Consider the following 21675-nt stretch of genomic DNA (forward strand, 5'->3'; position numbering starts at 1 on the left):
GTCAGCATCCGCTGGTGGCCGCGTCGGCGGGTACGCTCCGGAGCATGAGCCCGAGCACGCCGTTCCTCTCGGTCGACCTCGAGCGCATGCAGGCGAACATCGCCCGCACCGCCGACGCCGCCACCGCACGCGGGCTCGCGCTGCGGCCGCACGCCAAGACCCACAAGTGCATCGAGATCGGGCGGATGCAGCTCGCGGCCGGCGCCGTCGGGCTCACGGTCGCGACCGTGGGGGAGGCCGAGGTCTTCGCGGCAGCCGGGCTCGACGACCTGTTCATCGCCTACCCGCTCTGGGTCGACGCCGACCGCGCGGCGCGGCTCAGCCACCTCGCCGCGATCGGCGCGAACATCGCGATCGGAGTCGACTCGGTCGAGGGCGTCCAGCGCCTGACCCGCGGAGGCCTCGCTGGTCGCGTCGCCGTGCGCGTCGAGATCGACGCGGGCCACCACCGGTCCGGATGCGAACCGACGGCCGCGGCCGACGTCGCGATCGCCGCCGCGCGCGCCGGCTTCGACGTCGAGGGCGTCTTCGCGTTCCCCGGCCACGCCTACGCGCCCGGCGCCGGACATCCGGCCGCCGTCGACGAGGCGCGGGCGCTCACGATCGCGGTCGCGGCGATGCATGACGCGGGCATCGCGCCGCGCGTGGTCTCGGGCGGCTCCACGCCGAGCTTCGACGCCGCGCTCGCCATCGACTCGCCGGTGACCGAGCTGCGACCCGGGGTCGGCGTGCTGGGCGACGCGCAGCAGTGGGAGCTCGGGACCATGCCGGCGACCGACCTCGCCCTCACCTGCCACGCGACGGTCGTCTCGCACGCCGGCGGTCGGCTCGTGCTCGACGCCGGCTCGAAGGTGCTGGGTGCCGACCGCCCTGCTTGGGCCACCGGTCACGGACGGCTGCTCGACCACCCCGACGCGCGCATCGTGCTGCTGAGCGAGCACCACGCCGTCGTCGACATGGGCGACGAGGCGCTGCCCGCGCTCGGCAGCATCGTGCGGGTCGTGCCCAACCACGTGTGCACCGCCATCAACCTCGTCGACGAGCTCGCGGTGCACCACCACGGCACGGACGCGCAGCCTGCCGCCGCGTGGCGCGTCGCGGCGCGCGGCCGCAACAGCTAGCTGGCCTGCGCGCGCGCAGCGTCGCCGATCGTGGCTGCCAGCTGCAGGATGCCGTCGCCGGCCTCCGGCTCGCCGTCGGGGCCGAGCGCGATGAGCGGCACGCTCGTCACGCCCAGCTCGCCCAGCGCGGCGGCGAACGACGAGACCTCGTCGACCGACGCGTCCGAGCGGATGCCCGCGAACTGCACGACGTCGAACGCGCCGTGCAGCCCCGCGGCCGCCCGCGCGTCGCGCACGACCTGGATGGCGTCGCGCGTCACCGAGCGATCGGCGTCGGGGGTGAGATCGCCGGCGAGGATGACACCGTCGCCGAGCTCGCCCGCGAGCCCGAGCGTCTTCGGCTTGCCGCCACCGATGAGCAGCGGCGGCACGGGCTCGGGCAGCCAGCGCAGCCGCACGCGGTCGAGCCGCACGTAGCGGCCCTCGACGCTCAGCTCGTCGCCGGCGAGCAGCGTGCGCAGCGCGGTGGCCTGCTCGGTGAGCAGCGTCAGCGGCGACTGCGCGCGCACGCCGGCCTGCGCCATCCACTCGAGCACGCCGTGGCCGATGCCGGGCAGCAGGCGGCCGGGGAACATCCGACCGAGCGTCGCGATCTCCATCGCGGTCAGCGCGACGTTGCGCAGCGGCACGGGCATGAGGCCGATGCCGACGCGGATGCGCTCGGTCGCGGCGAGCACGGCGGCGGCGGTCGACGTGCCGGACTGCCCGAAGCAGTCCTCCCACAGCCAGACCTCGTCGACGCCGGCCTGCTCGGCGGCGCGGGCGACCGCGAGGAAGCGCTCCGGGGCCTGGTCGGGCGGGATGATGAGGCCGATCGTCGGTGCAGCGTGCATGGGTCGAATGTACGACGCGGCACCCACGCGTGCGCTGTCGGTCCGGCGGGCCTCGTTTAGGCTGGGGTGCATGAGCGACACGGCCCAGACGGCGCCTGACGACGCCGCCATCGCGCAGCACGAGGCATTCCGACGCAAGCGCGAGCAGAGCGTGCGCGCCCCGCAGGGGTCGCTCGCACTCGTCGCCACCGCCTGGATCTCCGAGCCCACGACCGTCGACGGCGTGCCCGGAACGTGGTCGGCATCACCCGCCGGCGACGGGCTGCAGGTCTCGGCGGATGCCGCAGACGAGATCACCGTCGACGGCCAGGTGGTGGACGGGGCCGCGATCGTCTACGGCCACGACTCGATGACGCCGAGCTCCGTGCGGTTCGACGACCGGCGCACGGCGTTCGCCATCGGGCCCGACTTCCACGGCCGCTTCGCGCTGCAGGTGTGGGACGCCGACGCCGCCGAGGAGCGCGGCTTCCAGGGCATCGACGCCTACCCGTACGACCCCGCGTGGGTGAAGCAGGGCACATTTGAGGCCGTCGAGGGCGGTGTGGGCTTCGAGTACGAGAAGTCGCGCGGCGGCTCGCTGCGCCAGGCGGTATCGCCCGGACGCATCCGCTTCGAGCACGAGGGCGCCGAGATCGAGCTGCTCGCGCTGCCCGACGGCGACAGCCTGCAGATCGTCTTCGCCGACGCCACGACCGGCGACGAGACGTACGACGTCGGCCGCTTCCTCTTCGTGAAGCCACGCCACGACGGCACCGTCGTGCTCGACTTCAACCGGGCCATCGTGCCGCCCTGCGCGATGAGCGACCTCTTCAACTGCCCGCTGCCGCCCGCCGGCAACCGCCTCGCCATCGCCCTCCGGGCGGGGGAGCAGCGACCGAGGTTCGCGCAGCCGTAGGCATCCGACCTGCCGCGGCCGCAGGGATCCACAGCAGGGGGTCCATGTCAGTGGCCCATGGTGTGATGCGCACATGGACGACTGGGGCATCGACGCAGAGGGCTACATCGCAGCCGTCCGCGCGGGTGCGCTCGACCCCTATGGGCAGACCGCCGACGAGCTGCAGGCGTCGCTCGACGCGTTCGACCGCGAGCTGACGGCGCGCATCATGGCGATGACGCCCGACGAGGTCGAGGCGGGTGCCGACCTGCCGCCGATGCGTCGGGAGGCGGAGTCGCCAGCGCAGGAGCGACTGCGGTTCGACGACGAGTTCGCGACGCGGATGCGGGCACTCGAGACCCAGTCGGCGCGGGTGGAGGGGTCGCGGCGTGCGCTCATGGCCGAGCACATGCAGCGGTTGCTCGACCTGCCCGGTGACGCCGGCCCGAAGGTCAAGGAGCTCGCGTCGTTCGCGGCGGTCGAGGTCGGCCTCACGACCGGCGGGATGCAGCAGCGGATGACCCAGGCGTGGACGATCGTCACGGAGCTGCCGGCGGCGCACGAGGCGGCCTCCGCAGGACGGATCACCACCGCGCACCTCCGGGTGATCGAGTCCGAGACGCGCGCGGCGCGGCTCGACCCTGGCGTCGATGCCGGGCAGCGGGCGCGCGTGGTCGAGGCGCTCGTGGCGGTCGCGGAGCGCTCGAGCACGAGCGAGCTGCGCGCGCGTGCGAAGCGGATCGTGAACGAGGTGCTCAGCGAGCCGCTGCAGGTGCGCCACGACGCCGCCAGGCAGCAGCGCCGGGTGGAGCTGTTCGATGCGGGCGATGGCATGGGCGACATCGTCGCACGGGTGCCGATGCTCGAGGGGACGGCGATCCTCGACCGGCTCACGCAGGCCGCGCGCGGCAAGCCGAAGGACGATGCGCGCACGTTCGACCAGTTCCGCGCCGACGCGTTCCAGGAGCTGATGCTCGCCGGCGTCGTCCCCGAGGACCTCCATGGCGTCTCGCCGATCACGGCGCACGTCTCGATCCTCATCCCGGCGACGACGCTGCTCGACGACGATGGCCAGGACCCTGCGCTGCGGGCGCTCGACTTCCCGGCGTCGCTCGATGGCAAGGTGCTCGTCGACCGCGACACGGCCCGCCGCATCGCCGGCACCGCGTCGGTCTGGGAGCGGCTGTTCACCGACCCCGTCACCGGCGTCGCGGTCACGGTCGACACCTACCGCGTGCCGCGGCAGCAGAGGCTCTGGCTGCAAGCCCGCGACGGCGGCTGCCGCGGCCCCGGCTGCGCGAGACCAGCGCTCCGCTCCGATGTCGACCACACCATCGACTGGGCGAAGGGCGGCACGACGACCCTCGGCAACCTCGGTCACCTCTGCCGCAACTGCCACACGCTCAAGCACGACTCCCGCTGGGCGGTGCGGCAGCTGCCCAGCGGCGTGTTCGAGTGGACCTCACCCATCGGGCGGGTCATCACGGACGTTCCGGAGCCGATCGGGCCCGTCTTCACCGACACGCCGCGGCGCAGCCCGCCGTCGACGGAGACGCGCGCGGAGCGCCGCCGCCGCACACAGGAGGCGGTCGATCGCATGGCCGCCGACCGCGACCGGATGCTCGCGGGCCTTCCACCGGATCCCGACGCGTCCCCGCCGCCGCTGCCGCCCGACCCGCTCGGCATCTGGACGGCCGAGGGCACGCACGTGCTCGGGCCGCCGGCTCCCTTCTGAGCCGCGGAATCACACGGTTGTCACTCATCAGCGGGCTGTGGCAGACTCGTCACGTCGTCAACGCTCGTTCGACCGATGGGGAAGTCGCATCGAACGAGGGAGAGACGATGACTGCCGCGAATACGCTCAGACGACGTCCCGCATCCACGACGGGGGTCGTCTGGATCCACGCGTCCCCGCGCGCCATGCGCACCCACCTCGAGTGGGCCGTCGGGCATGCCGTCGGCGACGCGCTCCGCTTCGTCTGGCAGCCGCAGCCCGTCGCGCCCGGCCTGGAGCGAACCGAGGTGCACTGGACCGGCGCCGCCGGCACCGGAGCAGCGATCGCGAGCGCCCTCGCCGGCTGGCGCGACGTGCGCTTCGAGGTGTCGGAAGACCCCACGCCCGGCAGCGACGGCATGCGCTGGATGCACACGCCGGAGCTCGGCATCACCTCCCGGCGGATCGACGCAGGCGGCTCCCTGGTCGTGCCGGAGGACCGCATCCGCAGCGCGATGGAGGCTGCGGGCACCGACCCGAAGGCGCTGCTCGCCGAGCTCGACGACGCACTCGGCGGCGCATGGGACCGCGAGCTCGAGACCTACCGCCACGCGTCCGATGCGTCGCCCGTCATCTGGCTGCACCGTGTCGGCTGACGACCGTGTCGGCTGACCATCGCGTCGGCTGACCAGCGCGTCTGACCAGCGCGTCGACCACACGCCCACGAACGGCTGAGGGCCCCGCTGCGTACAGCGGGGCCCTCGGCGTTGCGTCGGTCAGACCGAGCGGATCGCGATCACGGCGTTGTGGCCGCCGAAGCCGAACGAGTTCGAGATCGCGAGCTGCGGCTCGTCGCCGAGCGGCATCGGCGTGCCCGAGATGCGCAGCGGCGCCTCGGGGTCCTGCTCGGTGACGTTGATCGTCGGGGGAGCGACGCGCTCGTTGAGCGCGAGCGTCGTGAAGACGGCCTCGAGCGCGCCGGTGCCGCCGAGCAGGTGCCCGTGCGCCGCCTTCGTCGCCGAGACCGGGATCTCGCGGATGCGCTCGCCGAAGATGCGGTGCATCGCGCGCACCTCGGCCACGTCGCCGACCGGGGTGGACGTCGCGTGCGCGTTGATGTGCGTCACGTCGTCGGCGGTCGCGCCGGCAGCCGAGAGCGCGAGCCCCACCGCGCGGCTGGCGCCGAGGCCCTCGGGCTCGGGCGCGGTGATGTGGTACGAGTCGGCGGTCACGCCGCCGCCCGCGAGCTCGGCGTAGATGCGGGCGCCGCGCGCGAGCGCGTGCTCCTCCGTCTCGAGCACGAGCGCAGCCGCGCCCTCGCCCATGACGAAGCCGTCGCGAGTGATGTCGTAGGGGCGGGATGCCGTCGCCGGGTCGTCGTTGCGGCGCGAGAGCGCCTGCATCGAGGCGAACGCGGCGAGCGTCATCGGGTGGATGGCCGACTCGCTGCCGCCCGCGATGACCACGTCGGCGAGGCCCTCCTGCAGGTGCGCGTACGCGTGCACGAGCGCCTCGGTGCTCGACGCGCACGCGGAGGCGACGGTCTGGGCGTAGGCGCGCGCCTCGAAGTGCATCGAGATCGCGGCGGACGGCGCGTTCGGCATGAGCATGGGCACCGTCATCGGCATGACGCGGCGCGGGCCCTTCTCGCGGAGCGTGTCCCACGCGTCCAGCAGCGTCCAGAGGCCGCCGATGCCGGTGGCGAAGTCGACGCCGAGGCGCTCAGGGTCGAGCTCGGGGGAGCCGGCGTCGGCCCACGCCTCCTTCGCCGCGACGAGCGCGAACTGGCTCGACGGGTCGAGGCGCTTCGCGACCGGGCGCTCCAGCACCGTGTCGGTGCGCACCTTCGCCTGCGCGGCGAAGGTGACGGGCAGCTCGTACTTCGCGACCCAGTCGTGCTCGAGCGTGCTCGTGCCGGACTCGCCGGCGAGGAGCGCGTCCCAGCTGGCGCGCGCTGTGCCGCCCAGCGGCGACGTCGCGCCGATGCCGGTGATGACGATCTTGTGCGTCATGGGATCCCTCCGTAGATGGCGCGTGCGGCCGGTCGCCCGGCCGCACGCGTGTCGCAGCGAAGGCTCAGGCCGCCTGCGCGCCGGTGATGTAGTCGACCGCGTCCTGCACGGTCTTGAGGTTCTTGACCTCGTCATCGGGGATCTTGACGTCGAACTTCTCCTCGGCGTTCACGACGATCGTCATCATCGAGATCGAGTCGATGTCGAGGTCGTCGGTGAACGACTTCTCCATCTGCACGTTCTCGGTCGCGATGCCGGTCTCGTCGTTCACGAGGTCGGCGAGCCCTGCCAGGACCTCGTCCTTGGTGAATGCCATCGGGTGTCTCCTTCTGTCTGGTGGACGGGTTGAAGTCTAGGGGAGGACGACGACCTGGGCGCCGTACACCAGGCCCGCGCCGAAGCCGATCTGCAGCGCGAGGCCGCCCGAGAGCTCCGGCTGCTCCTCGAGCAGGCGGTGCATCGCGAGCGGGATCGAGGCCGCCGAGGTGTTGCCGGTGGTGGCGATGTCGCGCGCGATCGCGACCGAGTCGGGCAGCTGCAGCTGCTTCGCGAACTCGTCGATGATGCGCATGTTCGCCTGGTGCGGGATGAACGCGGCGAGGTCGCCGGGCTCGATGCCGGCGGCGTCCAGCGCCTCGCGCGCCTTCTTCGCCATCTCCCAGACCGCCCAGCGGAAGACCTTCTGGCCGTCCTGCCGCAGCGTCGGCCAGGCGGCGCCCTCGCGCATCGAACCGAGCGGGTTCGTCATGCGGATGGTGTCCCACTGCGAGCCGTCGGAGCCCCAGACGGAGGGGCTGATGCCCGGCTCGTCGGACGGGCCGATGACGACCGCGCCGGCGCCGTCGCCCAGCAGGAAGCTGATCGAGCGGTCGGTCGGGTCGACGATCTCGGAGAGCTTCTCGACGCCCACCACGAGCACGTGCTCGGCCATGCCGCTGCGCACGAGCGCGTCGGCCTGCGCGACGCCGTAGGCGTAGCCGGCGCACGCCGCCGAGATGTCGAACGCCGGCGCGGGCGTCGCACCGAGCCGCTCGGTGAGCAGCGCGGCCATCGACGGCGTCTGCACGGTGTTGCTGATCGTCGAGACGACGACGGCGTCGATGCGGGAGGCATCGATGCCTGCGCGCTCGAGCGCCTCGCGCGACGCGGTCTCGGCGAGGTCGACCGCCTCGATGCCCTCGGACGCGCGGACGCGGCTGATGATGCCCGTGCGCTGCCGGATCCACTCGTCCGACGAGTCGATGGGGCCGATGAGGTCCTCGTTCGGCACCACGAGGTCGCCGCGGGCGGCTCCCACTGCGAGGATGCGCGCGCCGGCGCGGGTGGGGAGGCTCGTCATCCTGGTCATGCTGCGGCTCCGCTCTCCAGCAGCGCCACGGCTGCGTCCAGGTCGTCAGGGGTGGTGATGCCGACGGACGGCACGCCGCGCAGGCCGCGCTTCGCGAGCCCGATGAGTGCGCCTGCGGGCGCGAGCTCGACGATGCCCGTCACGCCCGCGTCCTGGAACGCCGCCATGCAGCGGTCCCAGCGCACGGGGCTCGAGACCTGCCCGACGATCAGCTCCAGGAAGTCGGCGCCGGATGCGACGACGCTGCCGTCCCGGTTCGTCCAGAGCGTCGTGGTAGGGTCGCTCGTCGCCGTCGCGGCGGCCGCGGCGCGGAAGCGCTCGACGGCGGGCGCCATGTAGCCGGTGTGGAACGCGCCTGCCGTTTGCAGCGGGATGACCCGCGCGCGCTCGGGCGGCGCCTCCGCCAGCGCGGCGAGCGCGTCGACGGCTCCGGCGACGACGATCTGGCCGCCGCCGTTGTAGTTCGCGGGCTCGAGCCCGAGCTCGGCGAGCCGGGCCTCGAGGACTGCCTCGTCGGCGCCCAGCACGGCGGCCATGCCGGTCGGGGTCGCGGCGGCGGCGTCCGCCATCGCGCGGGCGCGCTCGCCGACGAGCGCCATCGCGTCCTCGGCGCTCAGCACGCCGGCGGCGACCGCGGCGGTGATCTCGCCGACGGAGTGGCCGGCGACGCCGCCGGCGAGCCGGGCGCGGTCGCCGAGCGCGTCGAGGGCGAGGATGCCCGCCGCGACGATGAGCGGCTGCGCCACGAGGGTGTCGCGGATGGTGTCGGCGTCGCTCACCGTGCCGTGCTCGACGAGGTCGATGCCGGCGGCCTCACCGAGGGCGCCGAGCCGCTCGGGCACGCCCGGCAGCTCGAGCCACGGAGCGAGGAAGCCTGGCTTCTGCGAGCCCTGTCCGGGGGCGACGATCACGATCACGTCGTTCATCCTTCCACTGGGGACCTGCCCCGGCTTGCATGCCGGGTGGAGGCGGCACCGCGCTGCGTGCGCTCGCGCGACGCGTCGTGGATCGAGCCGAGGATGATCGCGGTGTGGAGGGCGAGCGCCTCGCGCGCACCGGTCGCGTCCCAGCCGATGATCTCGCTGATGCGCTTCAGGCGGTACCGCACGGTGTTCGGGTGCACGAAGAGCTCGCGGGCGGTCGCCTCGAGCGAGCGGCCCGTGTCGAGGTAGCAGGCGAGCGTCGCGAGGAGGTCGCTGGAGTGGTCGCGGAGCGGCTGGTAGACGCCGCGCACGAGCTCCTGGCGGGCGAGCGGGTCGCCCGCGAGCGCCCGCTCCGGCAGCAGGTCGTCGGCGCGCACGGGCCGCGGCGTGCGCCGCCACGCGTCGGCGACGGCGAAGCCCGCGAGGGCCGCCTTCGCGCTCCGCGCCGCCTCGACGATGCTCGGCACCACCGGCCCCAGCACGAGGTGGCCCTCGCCGAAGGCCTCGGAGAGCTCACCGGCGATCGCGAGGAAGGCGATGGGCTCCTCGGCCGCGTCCTCGCTCTCGGCGGCGGCGCGGCCGATCACGACGACGAGCCGGGTGCCCTGCACGCCGACGAGCACGTCGCATCCGGCATGCCGCGCACGACGGCGGATGACGTCGACGTCGAGCACGCGCGGCGCGGTGCCGACGAGCACGGCGCACTCGCCGCGGCCGTGCCAGCCGAGCGCGGCCGAGCGGCTCGGCAGCTCGTCGTCGTGCTCGCCGGTGAGGATCGAGTCGACGACGAGCGCCTCGAGCCGCGCGTCCCACAGGCCGCGCGACTCGGCGGCGCGGGCGTAGACGTCGGCCGCCGCGAAAGCGATCTCGCGGGAGTACCGCAGGATCGGCTCGCGCATCACCGGGTCGGCGTCGCCGATCCGCTCCTCGAAGACCGACACGACGGTGCGGATGAGCTGCAGCGTCTGCTGCAGGCTCACGCTGCGCAACAGCTCCCTGGGCGCCGCTGCGAAGACGTCGGCGGCGATCCAGGGCTGCGCCTCAGGATCCTCGTGCCACGCGATGAACGAGGTGATGCCCGACTGCGCGACGAGCCCCACCGCGCTCCGCCGCGACGGCGGCATCGTGCGGTACCAGGGCAGCCGGTCGTCGAGCGCCCGCATCACCTGCGTCGCGAGGTCGCCCGAGGTGCGCCGCAGCCACGCGAGCTGCTGCGCCTTGAGCTCCGCCTCGGCGGACAGCGCCGGCCCTAGGACTCGCCGCCGGCGTTGCCCGACTGGCCGGCGTTCACGTCGTGGAGGCTGTACTTGTCGATCGCCTGCATGACCATGCCGAGCGGCACCTTGCCCTGCTTCGCGAGCGCCTCGAGGGCGCGGACGACCACCGAGTGGCTGTCGATCGTGAAGAAGCGGCGGGCAGCGGCACGGGTGTCGGCGAAGCCGAAGCCGTCGGCACCGAGCGTCGCGTAGTCGCCGGGCACCCACTCGCGGATCTGGTCGGGCACGGCGCGCATGTAGTCGCTCGTCGCGATGAACGGGCCCTCCGCCTCGGACAGGCGCTGGGTGACGTACGGCACCTTCGCGTGGTCCTGCGGGTGCATCCAGTTGTGCTCGTCGGCGGCGAGGCCGTCGCGGCGCAGCTCGCTCCACGACGTGACCGACCAGATGTCGGCCGAGATGCCCCAGTCGCTGCCGAGCAGCTCCTGCGCGTGGTGGAGCCACGGCAGCGCCACGCCGGAGCCGAGCAGCTGCACCTTGATCGGGTGGTGGTCGCTCACCGAGACGCGGTGGATGCCGCGGCGGATGCCCTCGACGTCGACGCCCTCGGGCTCGGCCGGCTGCACGTAGGGCTCGTTGTAGACGGTGAGGTACATGATGATGTCCTCGGGGCTGTCGCCGTACATCCGCTCGAGACCCATCTGGGTCAGGTGCGCGATCTCGTAGCCGTATGCCGGGTCGTACGCGAGCACAGCGGGGTTCGTCGACGCGATGAGCGGCGAGTGGCCGTCGGCGTGCTGCGTGCCCTCGCCCGCGAGCGTCGTGCGGCCCGCGGTGGCGCCGATGAGGAAGCCGCGCGTCATCTGGTCGGCTGCCGCCCAGATCGAGTCGCCGGTGCGCTGGAAGCCGAACATCGAGTAGAAGACGTAGATCGGCACGAGCGGCTCGCCGTGCGTCGAGTACGACGACCCGGCGGCGATGAACGCCGCCATGGCGCCGGCCTCGTTGATGCCGACGTGCACGATCTGCCCGTCGGGCGCCTCGCGGTACTTCAGCAGCAGGTCGCGGTCGACCGACGTGTAGTTCTGGCCGTGCGGGTTGTAGATCTTCGCCGTCGGGAAGAACGCGTCGATGCCGAAGGTGCGCGCCTCGTCGGGGATGATCGGCACGATCCGCTCGCCCCAGCCCTTGTCGCGGAGCAGGTCCTTGAGCAGGCGGACGAACGCCATGGTGGTGGCGACCTGCTGCTTGCCCGAGCCCTTCTTGGGCATGTCGTAGGTCTTCGCCTCGGGCAGCGGGATGATCGTGTGCTTCGAGCGGCGCTCGGGCGTGAAGCCGCCCAGCTCGCGGCGGCGCTCCAGCAGGTACTGGATCTCCGGCGACTCGGTGCCCGGGTTGAAGTACGGCGGGTTGTACGGGTCAGCGTCGAGCTGCTTGTCCGAGATGTCGAGCTGCAGGTAGTCGCGGAACGTCTTCAGATCGTCGATCGTCAGCTTCTTCATCTGGTGCGTCGCGTTGCGCGCCTCGAAGGACTTGCCGAGGCCGTAGCCCTTGATCGTCTTCGCGATGATGACGGTCGGCTGGCCCTTGTGCTCGGCGGCTGCCTTGTAGGCGGCGTACACCTTGCGGTAGTCGTGGCCGCCGCGCTTCATGCTCCAGATCTCGTCGTCGGTCATGTGCTTGACCATCTCGAGCGTGCGCGGGTCGCGGCCGAAGAAGTGCTCGCGCACGAACAGGCCGGACTCCGCCTTGTACGTCTGGTAGTCGCCGTCCGGCGTGACGTTCATGAGGTTGCGGAGCGCGCCGTCGTGGTCGTTCTCGAGCAGCGAGTCCCACTCGCGGCCCCAGACGACCTTGATGACGTTCCAGCCCGCGCCGCGGAAGAACGACTCGAGCTCCTGGATGATCTTGCCGTTGCCGCGCACCGGGCCGTCGAGGCGCTGGAGGTTGGCGTTGATGACGAAGTTCAGGTTGTCGAGGCCGTCGTTCGCGGCGAGCTGGAGCGCGCCGCGCGACTCGACCTCGTCCATCTCGCCGTCGCCGAGGAACGCCCACACCTGCGAGTCGGCGACGTCCTTGATGCCGCGGTTCGCGAGGTAGCGGTTCGCCTGCGCCTGGTAGATGGCGTCGATCGGGCCGAGGCCCATCGAGACGGTCGGGAACTGCCAGAAGTCGGGCATCATCCGCGGGTGCGGGTAGGAGGGGATGCCGTTCGGCGCCTTCGACTTCTCCTGGCGGAACGCGTCCATCTGGTTCTCGCTCAGGCGGCCCTCGAGGAAGGCGCGGGCGTACATGCCGGGGGAGGCGTGGCCCTGGTAGAAGATCTGGTCGCCGCCGCCCGGGTGGTCCTGGCCGCGGAAGAAGTGGTTGAGGCCGACCTCGTAGAGGGCAGCCGACGACGCGTAGGTCGAGATGTGGCCGCCGACGCCGATGCCGGGCGCCTGCGCGCGGTGCACCATGATCGCCGCGTTCCAGCGGATCCAGCGGCGGTACGTGCGCTCGATCGCCTCGTCGCCGGGGAACTCCGGCTCGTTCTCGGGCGCGATCGTGTTGATGTAGTCGGTCGTCGGCACCATCGGCACGCCCAGGTGCAGCTCCTTGGAGCGCTTGAGCAGGCTGAGCATGATCTCGCGGCCGCGCTCGTGGCCATTGGCCGCGACGAGCTGCGACAGCGACTCCTGCCACTCAGCGGTCTCGCTGGGGTCCACGTCGTCCGTGTGGCCCGAGTAGGGGTCCTGGTCGTTCAGCACCGATGCTCCTGACGTCGATATCTCGCGGCGGCCTGGGTGCGCGCGCCCGAGCATCCACCCTATCGACCGCGGCGTGCATCCATCGCAGTGCCGCCATCGGCTCTGGCACGATGGGATGCATGGCACAGGATGTGCTCCAGATCGGCGCCGAGGCGCCCGACTTCACCCTCATCGACCACACCGGCGAGGCGGTCACGCTGTCGGCCCTGCGGGGCCGCCCCGTCGTGCTCGTCTTCTACCCTGCGGCGTTCACCGGCCGCTGCACCGGGGAGCTGTGCGCGATCCGCGACGAGCTCGCCGCGTTCGAGGACGCGGACGCGGAGGTGCTCGCCATCTCGGTCGACACCGCCGCATCGCTGCGCGTCTTCGCCGAGCAGGAGGGGCTGTCGTTCCGGCTGCTGAGCGACTTCTGGCCGCACGGTGCCGTCGCCCAGGCCTACGACGCGTTCCTCCCGGAGCGGGGCACGGCGACCCGCGCGACCTACGTCATCGACCGCGAGGGCAGGATCGCCGCGCACTTCCGCGTGAGCCCGTCGGCGTCGCGCGACATGGACGCGTACCGCGAGGCGCTCGCCGGCGTCGCCTAGCGGCACCCCGAGCGCCAGCGGCTCGCGGCGCCCGCTGCGCTGCTCGCTCCATCGCGGAGCGTCGGGTTGTCGCTGCAGTGTCGCGACACTCGAGCAGCAGGTCGACACTCGTGCGGTGACCGCGAGCCGCGTCGTGGGCGGTGCCGGGCTCGAACCGGCGACCCCTTCGGTGTAAGCGAAGTGCGCTACCAGCTGCGCCAACCGCCCGCCGGCCATCCTGCCATCCCGTGCGAGCGGATGCCGCGGGCGCGGGCGGTAGCGTGGCCGAGCGCCGATCGGCGCGCGACGAGGAGGTCGATGTGGAGATCCGTGGTGCTGCCGCGCTCGTGACGGGCGCCGCGTCCGGGCTGGGCGCCGCGACTGCCGCCGCGCTCGCCGCTCGGGGCGCGCTCGTCGTCGGGCTCGACCTGCCCGCGGCGATCGAGCGCGCGCAGTCGGCGCCGGACGGGCCGCAGGACGGCATCCGCCTCGTGCCGGGCGACGTGACATCCGAGGCCGACGTGCAGCGCGCGGTCGACGAGGCTTCGGCGCTCGGGCCGCTGCGCATCGCGGTCTCGTGCGCCGGCATCGCGACCGGGAAGCGGCTCATTGGCCGCGACGGCCCGCACGACCAGGCCGCGTTCGAACGCACGATCGCCGTCAACCTCTTCGGCACCTTCCAGGTGCTGCGGCTCGCGGCCGCGCGGATCGCCGAGACCGACCCGCTCGACGGTCGGGACGGCCAGCGCGGCATCGTCGTGCAGACCGCATCGGTCGCCGCGTTCGACGGCCAGATCGGGCAGGCCGCCTACAGCGCCTCGAAGGGCGCGGTCGCCGCGATGACCCTCCCGGCCGCGCGCGACCTGGCCCGGCACGGCATCCGGGTGATGACCGTCGCGCCGGGCGTCGTCGACACTCCGATGATGGCCGGCATCGGCACCGAGGTGCGCGACGCGCTCGAGGCGACCGTGCCGTTCCCCGCTCGGCTCGCACGACCGGACGAGTTCGCCCAGCTCGTCGTCGCGGTCGTCCAGCACGACTACCTCAACGGCGAGACGATCCGCATGGACGGTGCGCTGCGGATGCCGCCCCGTTGACCGCGGCAAGCACGCCGGGCGCGCGTCCGTAGGATGGGGCGCATGACGAGCGTCGCGGAGGTCCAGCGCGCGGTCGAGTCGCTCTGGCCGGCTGCGACCGCCGAGGACTGGGACGCGGTCGGGCTCATCGCCGGCGATCCGGCCGACGCCGTGTCGCGCGTGCTGCTCGCCGTCGACGCCGTCGCCGCGACCGCCGCAGAGGCCGTCGAGCGCGGCGCCGACCTGCTGCTCGTGCACCACCCGCTGCTGCTCCGCGGAGCGACGAGCGTCGCCGCGACCACTCCCGCAGGCCGGGTCATCACCCGGCTCGTGCGCGAGCGGGTCGCGCTGCTCGCCGCCCACACGAACGCCGACGCCGTCGACCGCGGCACGAGCGGCGAACTCGCGACGATGCTCGGCCTCACCGACCTCGCACCCATCGTCGTCAACCGCGTCGACGCGTCGCTCGGGCTCGGCCGCGTCGGCGACCTGCCGCAGCCCATCGCGCTCGGCGACCTCGTCCGCACGCTCGCGAGCCTGCTGCCTGCCGTCGCCGGCGGCCTCCGCGCCGTCGGCGACCCCGCCCGGCAGGTGCAGCGCATCGCGATCTGCGGCGGCGCCGGCGACTCGCTGCTGCGCGAGCGCGCCGTCGCGGGTGCCGACGTCTACATCACGAGCGACCTGCGCCACCACCCCGCATCGGATGCGCGCGAGCGCCACGCCGCGGGCGATGGCCCCGCGCTCATCGACGTGTCGCACTGGGCGAGCGAGTCGCTGTGGCTGCGGCCCGCGGCCGAGCAGCTGCGCGCGGCGCTGCCGGGCGTCGAGGTGCTCGTGAGCGACATCAGGACGGACCCATGGGACTTCGCGGTCCCGCAGGAGGAGCACGCATGGCACTGAAGGCGACGAACGGCGATCAGCGGCGGCTGCTGGCGCTGCAGGACGTGGACACCCGCATCGTGCGGCTGCAGGCGAAGGCGAAGGCGCTGCCGCAGACGAAGCGGATCGACGAGCTCGACGCGCTGCTCGCGCGGCTCGACCGCGCCGTGCTCGACCGGCTCGGCGCCCACGACGACGCCACCGCAGAGGTCGCGCGCATCGAGAGCGACGTGCAGCTCGTCGAGGCGCGGCTCAAGCGCGACCAGGAGCGGCTGCAGGTCGTGAAGGACGCGAAGACCGCGACCGCGACCGAGCACGAGATCGCGACGCTCGAGCGGCGCCGCTCGACCCTCGAGGACCTCGAGCTCGAGGCCATGCAGGCGCAGGAGGACGCGGCCGCCGCGCTCGCCGCGGCCCGCGCCGAGGCGGGCGAGGCGCGCGCGGAGCGCGACCGCCTCGCGGCCGAGCGCGCCGAGGTCGCTGCCGGACTCGAGCGCGAGCTCGCCGAGGCGCGCGCCGAGCGCGCCGACCGCACGGTCTCCGTGCCCGCGGACCTCCTCGCCCTCTACGACCGCCAGCGCGAGCGCTACGGCATCGGCGCGACGCTGCTGCAGCACCGCACGTCGGCCGCCTCGGGCGTCGAGCTCAACGCATCCGAGCTGCACCAGATCCGCCAGGCGCCAGACGACGAGGTCATCCTCGACCCGAACTCGTCGGCGATCCTCGTGCGCACGGAGGAGAGCGGGCTGTAGCCCGCCGTCCCGGCCGCCGTAGCATTCCAGCGGGAGCCGCGGAGGGGGTGGCGCGATGCGGGTCGTGGAGGTCGCCGACGACGCGGGGCTCGACGCCTTCGTGCGGCTCGGCCAGGACACCCACGGCGGCATGGCGGTGCCGCTGGCCGAGCGCACGGTGCGCGCGTGGCATCGCGGGAGGCATCCGCACCCGCATCCGATCACGCTGCTGCTCGCGCTCGACGGCGACAGCCCCGTCGGTCGCGCCATCGTGCACCGCGACGATCGGCTCGACGCTCGCCTCGGCACCCGCGCGCTCGTGTTCGGCGCGCTCGAGGCAGCCGGTCCCGCCGTCGTCGACGCCCTGCTCGACGACGTCGAGGGGCGGGCGGCCGCGGCCGGCGCGCACGAGCTGTTCGGCCCGGCGCAGCTGCTGCCGAACCAGTCGGGCGGCGTCATCACCGCGGGCTTCGACGAGCGCGGCTTCCTCGACGCCGCCTGGAACCCGCCGTGGCTGCCCGAGGCGCTGGAAGCGCGCGGCATGCAGCGCTGGTACGAGGCCGACACCTGGATCGTCGACGTCGTCGACGAGGACGGCCCGAGCGTCGCCGAGCTCGACGCCGCCGGCATCCGCATCGACGAGGTGACGCGCTTCGGCCTCGACCGCGGCCTGCGCGCACTGCTGCCGCTGCTCAACGACTCGTTCGCGCTGCTGCCCTACTTCACGCCCTTCTCGCGCGGCGAGCTGCGCACCCAGACGGCTGGCCTGTGGCTGCTGCACGAGCCGGGCCTCTTCCTCATCGCTCGCGACGAGGACGACCATCCCCTCGCCTTCGTCGTCGCGGTGCTCGATGCCTCGCCCGTGCTGCAGCGCTCGGGCGGTCGGATGGGGCCGAGGGAGGCGTGGTCGGTCGCGGCGCGGCGGGCCGAGCTGCGACGGGAGGCGGTGCTCGTCATCCAGGGCGCGCGCCCCGACTCGCAGGGCAAGGGCATCGTCTCGCTGCTCAGCCGCCGGCTGCACGCGAACCTCGCCGAGCTCGGCTGCCGCACCCTGCGCTCGACGCCGGTCGGCCGGCAGAACCCCGGCTCCGCCCGGCAGTTCTCGCGGTTCGGCGGCCGCCCGCTGCACGCGACGACCTACTACCGCAAGCCGCTCGCGCCCGCAGCGCCGTAGCGGCGGCCGCGATATCCTGGGGGCGCGGATCGGTCGGCTAGGCGGTCGCGTCGCGGCACCTCCGGGTGCTGCGCCGAGGAACGTCCGGGCTCCGCAGAGCAGGGCGGTGGATAACGTCCACCCGGGGCAACCCGCGAGAAAGTGCAACAGAGAACAGGTCCACCCGCCTGGGCGCGAGCCCGAGCGGGCCAGGAGTGAAACGGTGGGGCAAGAGCCCACCAGCGTCGCGTGCGAGCGCGGCGGCTAGGCAAACCTCGCCCGGAGCAAGACCAGACAGCGGATCACGGGGCTGCTCGTCCCATCCGCGGGTAGGTCGCTAGAGGGCTGCAGCAATGCATCCCGTAGAGAGATGACCGTCCACGACAGAACCCGGCGTATCGGCCGGCCGGTCCGCCCACAGCACGACCCCCGAGGCCGCGAGGCCTCGGGGGTCGCTGTGCCTGACGAGTGCGTCAGGCGGGTGCAGGCGGATGCGTCAGGCGGCCACGAGCGCGGGCTCGGCCTCCTGCACCGCCGGCGCGCGGCGCGCCCAGCGCTTGAGCGCGATCACCGCGAGCGCCGTGATGACGGTGCCGACCGCGATGGCGATCGTGAACATCAGCAGGTTGCCGATCGCGAAGAACACGAAGAACCCGCCGTGCGGTGCCTGGCTCGTGACGCCGGCGGCCATCGAGATCGCGCCGGTCGCCGCCGAGCCCAGGATCGCCGCGGGGATGACGCGCAGCGGGTCGGTCGCGGCGAACGGGATCGCGCCCTCCGAGATGAACGACGCACCGAGCAGCCACGCGGCCTTGCCGTTCTCCCGCTCGACGGGCGTGAAGAGCCTGCGGTCGAGCGTGCTCGCGAGCGCCATGCCGAGCGGCGGCACCATGCCCGCGGCCATGACCGCCGCCATGATGAGCCACGGCGAGGGGTTCTCGGGGGAGCCGGCACCGAGCCCGGCGACCGCGAAGCCGTAGGCGACCTTGTTGATCGGGCCGCCGAGGTCGAAGGCCATCATCGTGCCGAGCAGCAGCCCGAGCAGCACGGCGCCCGTGCCGGTCAGCGAGCTGAGCCAGGCCGTGAGGCCCGCCATGAGGGCCGCGATGGGGCCGCCGAGCAGCATGACCATGAGTCCGGAGGCGAAGATCGACGCGAGCAGCGGGATGATCACGACCGGCATGAGGCCGCGGAGCCACGAGGGCACCCGCCAGGTGCCGATCCACCAGGCCGCGAGGCCGGCGAGCAGACCGCCGACGAGGCCGCCGATGAAGCCGGCGTCCATGGTGCCGGCAACCGCACCCGCGACGAAGCCGGGTGCGATGCCGGGCCGGTCGGCGATCGCGTAGGCGATGTAGCCGGCGAGCGCCGGCACGAGGAAGCCCATCGAGGCCGCGCCGATCGAGAAGAGCACGGCGCCGAGGTACTGCCCGAGCCCGCCGTCGGGCAGGTTCCACAGCGTGTTCTGGATGATCACGTCGCCCGCGACCTCGGTGATGCGGAAGCCGCCGAGCAGGAAGCCGAGCGCGATGAGCAGACCGCCGCCCGCGACGAACGGGATCATGTAGCTGACGCCGGTGAGGAGCGCGCGCTTCACGGTGCCGCCGAGGTTGCCGGCGGACGGCGCGGGCGTCGCCTCGGCGGAGGTGCTGCCCGCGATGCGCGGCCCGTTCGGGTCGTCGGCGTGGCCGAGGGCCTCCTGGATGAGCGCGTCGGCGGCGTCGATGCCGCGCTTCACGGGCACCTGCACGAACGGCTTGCCGGCGAAGCGGCCCCGCTCGCGCACGTCCACGTCGACCGCGAACACGACCGCGTCCGCGGCCGCGATGACCGCGGGGTCCAGCCGCTTCGTGCCGGCCGATCCCTGCGTCTCGACAGCGATGCGCACGCCGGCGCGCTCGGCGGCGGCCTTGAGCGCATCTGCCGCCATGTAGGTGTGCGCGATGCCGGTCGGGCACGCGGTGACGGCGACGATGCTGCGGGCACCCTCGGCGACCGGCGCGGCGTCCGCCTCGTCGCGGTCGGCGACGACGTCCTCGACGAGCGCGACGACCTCTGCTGGGCTCGAGGCGGAGCGCAGGGCATCGGTGAACCGCTCGTCGATGAGCGACCCCGCGAGCCGCGACAGCACCGCGAGGTGCGTCTCGGCGGCGCCGTCGGGCGCCATGATCATGAAGACGAGGTCGGCGGGGCCGTCGGGTGCGCCGAAGTCGACGGGCGGCTGGAGCCGGGCGAAGGCGAGGCTCGGCTCGCGCACCGCCGCGGACTTGCAGTGGGGGATCGCGATGCCGGCGCCCATGCCGGTGGGCGTGAGCGCTTCGCGGTCGAGCACGGCGGCGGCGAGGCCGTCGCCGTCGACGACGCGGTCGGTGCCCGCGGCACGGGCCGCGAGCGCACGGATCACGGCCTCCTTGTCGGCGCCGAGGTCGGCGTCGAGCACCACGAGCTCGGGGGTGAGGATCTGGGGCATCAGTGCTCCTGTGTGTCAGCGGCGGAGGCCGCGGGGGTGGCGGCGGCGGATGCCGCGGTCGTGGGGGTGCTGATGCCGACGCGTGTCGCGTCGGCGTCGGCAGGCGTGGGGAAGCCGGTGCCCGGCATCGCGGCGGCGGCGGAGCCGTGCGCGACCGCCTGGCGCAGCCGCCCGGCGGCGTCGTCGCCGCGTCGCTCGGCGATGAGCCAGCCGGCGAGGCTCGCGTCGCCGGCGCCGACGGTCGATCGGACGGTCGTGGGCGGCGGGGTCGCGCGCAGCACGTCGTGCGCGTCGGCGAGGATCGCGCCGTCGCCGCCGAGCGTGAGCAGCACGGCGCCGACGCCGCGCCCGACGAGCGCGGCAGCGGCGGTCGCGGCGGCGGCAGGGCCGTCGATCGCGCCGTGCGCGAGGCCGAGCAGCTCCTCGAGCTCCTCGTCGTTGGGCTTGACGAGGTCGATGCCGCCCGCGGTGACCGCCGCGGCGAGCGGCGCGCCCGACGTGTCGACGGCGATGCGGATGCCGGGGCGCGCCTCGCGGGCGGCGAGCACGACGTCGGCGACGAGGCTCGGCGCCGCACCGGTCGGCAGCGAGCCGGCGACGACGAGCCAGTCCGCGTCGACCGCGTGCGTGCGCACGGCGGCCAGCACGGCTGCGATCGCACGTGCGTCGAGGGCGGCGCCCGGCTCGTTGACCTTCGTGGTCGTGCCGTCGGGCTCGGTGAGCGCGAGGTTCGTGCGCACGGGGGCCTCGACGGGCACGTGCACCGCGTCGACGCCGTCGGCTGCGAGCAGCGCGGCGAACGGGTCGTCCTCGCGCGACACGACGATCGCGCGGGACGGCACGCGGGCCGCGGCGAGCACGCGCGTGACGTTGACGCCCTTGCCGGCGGCGACCTCCGAGGCGGCGGCGCTCGTGCGCTGCACGGCACCGCGCTCGAGCCGGGCGCCGAGCTCGACGGTGCGGTCGATGGAGGGGTTGAGCGTGAGCGTGAGGATCATGCGACCTGCACCTCGCAGCCTGCGTCGTCGAGCGCGGCGGCGAGCGCCGCATCCGGGGCTCCGTCGGTGAGCAGCACGTCGAGCTGCTCGAGCGCCGCGAAGCGGCACAGCGACGCCTCACCGAGCTTCGTCGCGTGGGCGAGCACCGCCACCCGGCGGCCCGCCGAGACGATCGCGGTCTTCACGGCAGCCTCGTCCGGGTCGGGGGTGGTCGCGCCGGAGGCGTCGAGCCCGTTCGTGCCCAGCACGACCACGTCGGGCCGGAGCGCCGCGATCGCGAGGACGGTCTGGGCGCCGACCGCGGCGCCGGTGACGGCGCGGATCCGGCCGCCGATCGCGTGCACCTCGATCGACGGATGGGCGGCGAGCAGCTGCGCGATCGCGGGGGAGTGGGTGGCGACGACGAGCCGGGGGCCGCCCGCGCCAGGCCATGTCTCGACCAGCTCGGCGGCGAGCGCGGCGGTGGTCGTGCCGGCGTCGAGCAGCAGGCTCGTGGCGCCGGAAGCGAGCAGCCGCTCGCACGCGAGCCTCGCGATGCGGCGCTTGCCGTCGGTGTTCGTGCTCTGCCGCTCGGCCACCGCGGTCTCGACCAGGCTCGATCGGCTGGCGCTGACGGCTCCGCCGTGCACGCGCCGGGCGACGCCGGCGAGCTCGAGGGCGTCGAGGTCGCGGCGCACGGTCTCGGGCGTGATGCCGAGCTCGCGAGCGAGTCCGGCGACGAGCACGCGGCCGTCGAGCTGGATCCGCGCGGCGATCTGATCGCGGCGCTGGGTTGCGAGCATCGGTGCTTCCACGCCTTCACCGTAGCGCCGCAACGCAGACAAAGCAAGAGATCCAAACACAAACGCAGATCGGACGGCGAGCGCGGCCAGCCAGCCAGTCGCGGTGCGGGCAGCCAGCCGCGGCGCGGCGAAGCGCGAGCGGTCACGCCGAACTTCCCCGAACTCCGGGTTTGCGCCGCCGGAACCCGCAGTTCAGGGAAGTTCGACGGTGAGCGGCCGCTCGAGGCG

The 21675-nt window shown here is 73.6% G+C and carries 19 protein-coding genes, 1 tRNA gene and 1 other RNA gene; 10 read left to right on the top strand and 11 right to left on the bottom strand.

The window, feature by feature from the left end:
• Positions 1-44 precede the first annotated feature (44 nt).
• A complete protein-coding gene (locus ABIB37_RS11175; RefSeq protein WP_354260407.1) occupies positions 45-1121 on the top strand; it encodes an alanine racemase in 1077 nt (358 codons plus the stop codon).
• Here the strand turns inward: ABIB37_RS11175 and ABIB37_RS11180 are convergent.
• Complete coding sequence (locus ABIB37_RS11180) at positions 1118-1954, bottom strand: LLM class flavin-dependent oxidoreductase (RefSeq protein ID WP_354260409.1); 837 nt, start codon at positions 1952-1954, stop codon at positions 1118-1120. The two genes, ABIB37_RS11175 and ABIB37_RS11180, sit on opposite strands and share 4 nt — an antisense overlap.
• A gap of 70 nt (positions 1955-2024) precedes the next feature.
• On the opposite strand from ABIB37_RS11180, the gene ABIB37_RS11185 reads away from it, so the two are divergent.
• From ABIB37_RS11185 to ABIB37_RS11195, 3 genes are all read left to right on the top strand, one after another.
• The gene (locus ABIB37_RS11185; RefSeq protein WP_354260411.1) at positions 2025-2849 is read left to right on the top strand and encodes a DUF1684 domain-containing protein; all 825 of its coding nucleotides are present in this window, start codon (positions 2025-2027) and stop codon (positions 2847-2849) included.
• Positions 2850-2922: 73 nt separating this feature from the next.
• On the top strand, positions 2923-4563 hold the full coding sequence (locus ABIB37_RS11190) for an HNH endonuclease signature motif containing protein (RefSeq protein WP_354260413.1): 1641 nt from the start codon (positions 2923-2925) through the stop codon (positions 4561-4563).
• A gap of 107 nt (positions 4564-4670) precedes the next feature.
• Positions 4671-5198, top strand: a complete 528-nt coding sequence (locus ABIB37_RS11195) for a DUF3145 family protein (protein ID WP_354260415.1) — start codon at positions 4671-4673, stop codon at positions 5196-5198.
• A 120-nt stretch (positions 5199-5318) separates the two neighbouring features.
• Here ABIB37_RS11195 and ABIB37_RS11200 read toward each other — a convergent pair whose 3' ends face one another.
• From ABIB37_RS11200 to aceE, 6 genes are all read right to left on the bottom strand, one after another.
• Complete coding sequence (locus ABIB37_RS11200) at positions 5319-6554, bottom strand: beta-ketoacyl-[acyl-carrier-protein] synthase family protein (protein WP_354260417.1); 1236 nt, start codon at positions 6552-6554, stop codon at positions 5319-5321.
• 64 nt (positions 6555-6618) lie between these two features.
• Positions 6619-6870: an acyl carrier protein gene (locus ABIB37_RS11205; protein ID WP_123698076.1), complete on the bottom strand. Its 252-nt coding sequence runs from the start codon at positions 6868-6870 to the stop codon at positions 6619-6621.
• A gap of 36 nt (positions 6871-6906) precedes the next feature.
• Positions 6907-7893: a beta-ketoacyl-ACP synthase III gene (locus ABIB37_RS11210; RefSeq protein ID WP_354260419.1), complete on the bottom strand. Its 987-nt coding sequence runs from the start codon at positions 7891-7893 to the stop codon at positions 6907-6909.
• Between the two features lie 5 nt (positions 7894-7898).
• On the bottom strand, positions 7899-8819 hold the full coding sequence (locus ABIB37_RS11215) for an ACP S-malonyltransferase (protein ID WP_354260421.1): 921 nt from the start codon (positions 8817-8819) through the stop codon (positions 7899-7901).
• A 5-nt stretch (positions 8820-8824) separates the two neighbouring features.
• On the bottom strand, positions 8825-9988 hold the full coding sequence (locus ABIB37_RS11220; RefSeq protein ID WP_123698073.1) for a PucR family transcriptional regulator: 1164 nt from the start codon (positions 9986-9988) through the stop codon (positions 8825-8827).
• A gap of 86 nt (positions 9989-10074) precedes the next feature.
• The gene (gene aceE / locus ABIB37_RS11225) at positions 10075-12846 is read right to left on the bottom strand and encodes a pyruvate dehydrogenase (acetyl-transferring), homodimeric type (RefSeq protein ID WP_502914046.1); all 2772 of its coding nucleotides are present in this window, start codon (positions 12844-12846) and stop codon (positions 10075-10077) included.
• 65 nt (positions 12847-12911) lie between these two features.
• On the opposite strand from aceE, the gene ABIB37_RS11230 reads away from it, so the two are divergent.
• Positions 12912-13379: a peroxiredoxin gene (locus ABIB37_RS11230; protein ID WP_354260425.1), complete on the top strand. Its 468-nt coding sequence runs from the start codon at positions 12912-12914 to the stop codon at positions 13377-13379.
• A 134-nt stretch (positions 13380-13513) separates the two neighbouring features.
• Here the strand turns inward: ABIB37_RS11230 and ABIB37_RS11235 are convergent.
• Positions 13514-13586, bottom strand: a tRNA-Val gene (locus ABIB37_RS11235).
• 92 nt (positions 13587-13678) lie between these two features.
• On the opposite strand from ABIB37_RS11235, the gene ABIB37_RS11240 reads away from it, so the two are divergent.
• From ABIB37_RS11240 to rnpB, 5 genes are all read left to right on the top strand, one after another.
• Positions 13679-14455 carry an SDR family NAD(P)-dependent oxidoreductase gene (locus tag ABIB37_RS11240; protein ID WP_354260427.1) on the top strand — a complete coding sequence of 259 codons (777 nt, stop codon included), beginning with the start codon at positions 13679-13681 and terminating at the stop codon, positions 14453-14455.
• Between the two features lie 42 nt (positions 14456-14497).
• On the top strand, positions 14498-15334 hold the full coding sequence (locus ABIB37_RS11245; RefSeq protein WP_354260429.1) for a Nif3-like dinuclear metal center hexameric protein: 837 nt from the start codon (positions 14498-14500) through the stop codon (positions 15332-15334).
• Positions 15325-16065 (top strand): zinc ribbon domain-containing protein, encoded by a 741-nt coding sequence (locus ABIB37_RS11250; RefSeq protein WP_354260431.1) that lies wholly within the window; start codon positions 15325-15327, stop codon positions 16063-16065. Before ABIB37_RS11245 ends, ABIB37_RS11250 begins: the two co-directional genes overlap by 10 nt.
• A gap of 55 nt (positions 16066-16120) precedes the next feature.
• Positions 16121-17218, top strand: a complete 1098-nt coding sequence (locus ABIB37_RS11255) for a GNAT family N-acetyltransferase (RefSeq protein WP_354260433.1) — start codon at positions 16121-16123, stop codon at positions 17216-17218.
• A gap of 29 nt (positions 17219-17247) precedes the next feature.
• Positions 17248-17611, top strand: an RNA gene (gene rnpB / locus ABIB37_RS11260) — RNase P RNA component class A.
• A gap of 82 nt (positions 17612-17693) precedes the next feature.
• Here the strand turns inward: rnpB and ABIB37_RS11265 are convergent.
• The 3 genes from ABIB37_RS11265 to ABIB37_RS11275 are packed head-to-tail and all read right to left on the bottom strand — an operon-like array spanning position 17694 to position 21459.
• A complete protein-coding gene (locus ABIB37_RS11265) occupies positions 17694-19667 on the bottom strand; it encodes a PTS fructose transporter subunit IIABC (RefSeq protein ID WP_354260435.1) in 1974 nt (657 codons plus the stop codon).
• Complete coding sequence (locus ABIB37_RS11270; protein ID WP_354260437.1) at positions 19667-20665, bottom strand: 1-phosphofructokinase family hexose kinase; 999 nt, start codon at positions 20663-20665, stop codon at positions 19667-19669. The genes ABIB37_RS11265 and ABIB37_RS11270 overlap by 1 nt, the downstream gene beginning before the upstream one ends.
• The gene (locus ABIB37_RS11275) at positions 20662-21459 is read right to left on the bottom strand and encodes a DeoR/GlpR family DNA-binding transcription regulator (RefSeq protein ID WP_354260439.1); all 798 of its coding nucleotides are present in this window, start codon (positions 21457-21459) and stop codon (positions 20662-20664) included. The genes ABIB37_RS11270 and ABIB37_RS11275 overlap by 4 nt, the downstream gene beginning before the upstream one ends.
• Positions 21460-21675: the final 216 nt, after the last annotated feature.

The sequence above is a fragment of the Agrococcus sp. UYP10 genome, from assembly GCF_040547205.1.
In the GTDB taxonomy this organism is placed as follows: domain Bacteria; phylum Actinomycetota; class Actinomycetes; order Actinomycetales; family Microbacteriaceae; genus Agrococcus; species Agrococcus jenensis.